This is a genomic window from Alkalimonas sp. (genome assembly GCF_020831925.1).
Taxonomy (GTDB): Bacteria; Pseudomonadota; Gammaproteobacteria; order Enterobacterales; family Alteromonadaceae; genus Alkalimonas.
Window position 1 is genome coordinate 1 of sequence record NZ_JAFIFQ010000118.1, and the last position, 2,549, is coordinate 2,549.

Annotated in this window: 4 protein-coding genes and 1 tRNA gene; all 5 read left to right on the forward strand. The window is 49.5% G+C overall.

Going from position 1 to position 2,549, the window contains the following annotated elements; all coding sequences use genetic code 11:
- Positions 1–170: 170 nt before the first annotated feature.
- The 5 genes from JJU14_RS16445 to rplA all read left to right on the forward strand — a co-directional run bounded on the left by JJU14_RS16445 (position 171) and on the right by rplA (position 2,491).
- A tRNA-Trp gene (locus tag JJU14_RS16445) sits at positions 171–247 on the forward strand.
- Positions 248–319: 72 nt separating this feature from the next.
- Entirely contained in the window at positions 320–694 is a 375-nt protein-coding gene (gene secE / locus JJU14_RS16450; RefSeq protein ID WP_091345542.1) for a preprotein translocase subunit SecE, read from the forward strand.
- Between the two features lie 2 nt (positions 695–696).
- Complete coding sequence (gene nusG / locus JJU14_RS16455) at positions 697–1,236, forward strand: transcription termination/antitermination protein NusG (RefSeq protein WP_228614801.1); 540 nt, start codon at positions 697–699, stop codon at positions 1,234–1,236.
- Positions 1,237–1,357: 121 nt separating this feature from the next.
- Positions 1,358–1,786: a 50S ribosomal protein L11 gene (gene rplK / locus JJU14_RS16460; RefSeq protein ID WP_228614802.1), complete on the forward strand. Its 429-nt coding sequence runs from the start codon at positions 1,358–1,360 to the stop codon at positions 1,784–1,786.
- A gap of 3 nt (positions 1,787–1,789) precedes the next feature.
- The gene (gene rplA, locus JJU14_RS16465; protein WP_228614803.1) at positions 1,790–2,491 is read left to right on the forward strand and encodes a 50S ribosomal protein L1; all 702 of its coding nucleotides are present in this window, start codon (positions 1,790–1,792) and stop codon (positions 2,489–2,491) included.
- Positions 2,492–2,549 lie beyond the last annotated feature (58 nt).

Sequence of the window (2,549 nt, forward strand, 5' to 3'; positions counted from 1 at the left end):
AATCATCGCGTAATTTACGTAGGTGTATGAAGAAGGCTCCGTAAGGGGCCTTTTTCAGTCTGAGACGGAAAAAGCTTTGAATGCCGTTCGTTAGGCTTGCCTTCACCTATGAAGGCAGTATAATGAGCGGCTATTTTGAGTACTGCCTAAAAGCAGTAAACCGTTTTTGCAGGGGCATAGTTCCAATTGGTAGAACAGCGGTCTCCAAAACCGACGGTTGGGGGTTCGAATCCCTCTGCCCCTGCCAACCTTTCCACAGCAGCGTCAATGCTGTGTTGAAGATGTGTATCGGTGAAGCCGAGCTGAGGTGAAAGTAAGCATGAGTGCAACGAGTGAAACCCCAAAAAGCAGTCTGGATTCGGTAAAGTGGCTGGTCGTTTTTGTCCTGCTGTCATTGGTCGTGGTCGGCAATTATATTTTTGACTTTGGCACCCTAGAGCGTGCAATTGCCATCGTGGTACTGGTCGCCGGCGCAGGTCTGGTCGCGGCACAGACAGCGAAAGGAAAAATCTTCGTTGCGTTTGCCAAAGATGCTCGTACCGAAGTGCGTAAAGTGGTGTGGCCAACCCGCCAGGAAACCACCCAAACCACCATTATTGTGATGATCGCCACCCTGATTGTTGGTTTAATCCTTTGGGGCCTGGACGCAATTCTGTTGCGTATTGTTTCATTCTTCACCGGGGTAGGAGTTTAATCATGGCAGGTAAAATGCGCTGGTATGTGGTGCAAGCTTTTTCTGGCTTTGAGCAAAAGGTTGCTACCTCTTTGCGTGAACACATCAAGATGCACCAGATGGAAGATAAGTTTGGTGATGTGCTGGTTCCTACCGAAGAAGTGGTAGAAATGCGTGCCGGCCAAAAGCGCAAGTCAGAGCGCAAGTTCTTTCCCGGTTACGTGCTGGTGCAAATGGAAATGTGCGAAGAAAGCTGGCACCTCGTCAAAAGCGTGCCACGCGTGCTGGGTTTCATCGGTGGTACCTCGGATCGTCCAGCGCCTATTTCTGAAAAAGAAGCCAACATCATTCTTAACCGCCTGGAAGACAACGCCGACAAGCCGAAGCCGAAAACATTGTTTGAAGCCGGTGAAGTGGTGCGTGTTACCGAAGGTCCATTCGCTGATTTCAATGGCGTGGTAGAAGAAGTCGATTACGAGAAGAGCCGGGTTAAAGTCTCGGTGCTTATCTTCGGCCGTTCAACGCCGGTTGACCTGGAATTTGGTCAGGTCGAAAAAGCTTAATTTATAGTCATTGATTCCGGCCGCAGATTGCTTTATGATCTGCGGCCTTTTTAACCAAGGGGAGCCGCTTGAGTAAATGTCCTCGCATTTACAAGGCTAAGACCCGAAACAGAGGTGTACTATGGCAAAGAAAGTCACTGCATTAATTAAATTGCAGGTTAAAGCCGGTATGGCAAACCCGTCACCACCAGTAGGTCCAGCTTTGGGTCAACACGGTGTTAACATCATGGAATTCTGTAAAGGCTTTAACGCCAGAACAGATAGCATGGAAAAAGGCATGCCAATCCCAGTCGTGATCACTGTGTACAGCGATCGTTCTTTCACCTTCGAAACCAAAACGCCACCAGCATCGTTCCTGTTGCTGAAAGCCGCTGGTCTGAAGAGCGGTTCTGGTCAGCCAAATACCAAGAAAGTTGGTAAGGTGACCCAAGCGCAAATCGACGATATCGTTAAACTGAAAGAGCCGGATCTGACTGCTGCAGATCATGAAGCTGCCGTGCGTACCATCGCTGGTACTGCTCGTTCAATGGGCCTGGTAGTGGAGGGTTAAGACATGGCTAAATTATCTAAGCGCGCAAAACTGATCCGCGAAAAAGTAGATGCGACCCGCGAATACGATTTTCAGGATGCTGTGACTCTGCTAAAAGAACTGGCTACCGCTAAGTTCGTTGAAAGCGTTGATGTTGCTGTCAACCTGGGTATCGATGCTCGTAAATCTGACCAAAACGTTCGCGGTGCAACTGTACTGCCACACGGTACCGGTCGTGATGTTCGTGTTGCTGTGTTCACCCAGGGTGCCAACGCTGAAGCTGCTAAAGCTGCCGGTGCTGACATCGTAGGGATGGAAGAGCTGGCCGAGCAGGTCAAAAAAGGTGAAATGAACTTCGACGTGGTGATCGCTTCTCCAGACGCTATGCGTGTGGTCGGTGCTCTGGGTCAAATCTTAGGCCCGCGTGGTCTGATGCCAAACCCGAAAACTGGTACTGTGACGCCAAACGTAGCTGAAGCGGTGAAAAACGCCAAAGCTGGTCAGGTTCGTTACCGCAACGACAAAAACGGCATCATCCATACCACCATCGGTAAAGTGGATTTTGACGCAGAAAAACTGAAAGAAAACCTGGAAGCTCTGTTGGTGGCACTGAAGCGTGCTAAGCCATCTGTTTCTAAAGGTGTTTTCATCAAAAAAGTAACGATTTCTTCGACCATGGGTGCAGGCATTGCCCTGAACCAGGCTTCTCTGGCATCTCAGGTTTAAGCATCGAAGCGACTGTGCTTTACAGAGTGCTGAGGTTTGAGATATAATCTCGCGCTCG

Excerpts from the sequence above, each read along its gene's own strand:
- rplK (WP_228614802.1), top strand. The coding sequence starts at position 1,358 with ATGGCAAAGAAAGTCACTGCATTAATTAAATTGCAGGTTAAAGCCGGT.
- secE (WP_091345542.1), top strand. The coding sequence starts at position 320 with ATGAGTGCAACGAGTGAAACCCCAAAAAGCAGTCTGGATTCGGTAAAG.
- nusG (WP_228614801.1), top strand. The coding sequence starts at position 697 with ATGGCAGGTAAAATGCGCTGGTATGTGGTGCAAGCTTTTTCTGGCTTT.
- rplA (WP_228614803.1), top strand. The coding sequence starts at position 1,790 with ATGGCTAAATTATCTAAGCGCGCAAAACTGATCCGCGAAAAAGTAGAT.